This window comes from Streptomyces sp. GbtcB7 (genome assembly GCF_019091445.1).
GTDB classification, from domain to species: domain Bacteria; phylum Actinomycetota; class Actinomycetes; order Streptomycetales; family Streptomycetaceae; genus Streptomyces; species Streptomyces mirabilis.
Genome location: NZ_JAGXJM010000176.1, coordinates 1 through 366 on the forward strand (window position 1 = coordinate 1; position 366 = coordinate 366).

Annotated in this window: 1 protein-coding gene; it reads right to left on the minus strand. The window is 64.5% G+C overall.

Annotation, left to right across the window (positions count from 1 at the left end; translation table 11 throughout):
* Positions 1-366 (minus strand): MetQ/NlpA family ABC transporter substrate-binding protein (locus KVT44_RS55735; RefSeq protein WP_254651246.1); only part of this gene is annotated, 366 nt, incomplete at both ends.

Sequence of the window (366 nt, forward strand, 5' to 3'; positions counted from 1 at the left end):
CTGCGCGATCGAGGTCGCCGCGATCTCCACGAACTGGAGGTTCTTCGGATTGCCGGTCACGTCATCGGTCGAGGGGAAGTCGCCCTTATCGTCCGAGAGCTCGATCAGGCCGGCCGCTTCGAGGATGTTCAGCGCGCGGCCCCCGGTGGACGGGTCGTCCGGAATGGCGATCTTCGCGCCGTCAGGCACGTCCTCGACCGAGCCCAGGGAGGCCGAGAAGATGCCCCACTGCGTGATGAGGGTCGAGAAGACGGGAGTCAGGTCCTCGTTGTTCTCGGCGTTGAACGCGCTCAGGTAGAGGATGTGCTGGAAGGCATTGGCGTCGACCGTACCAGCCGCCAGTTCGGTGTTCGGAAGAACCCAGTC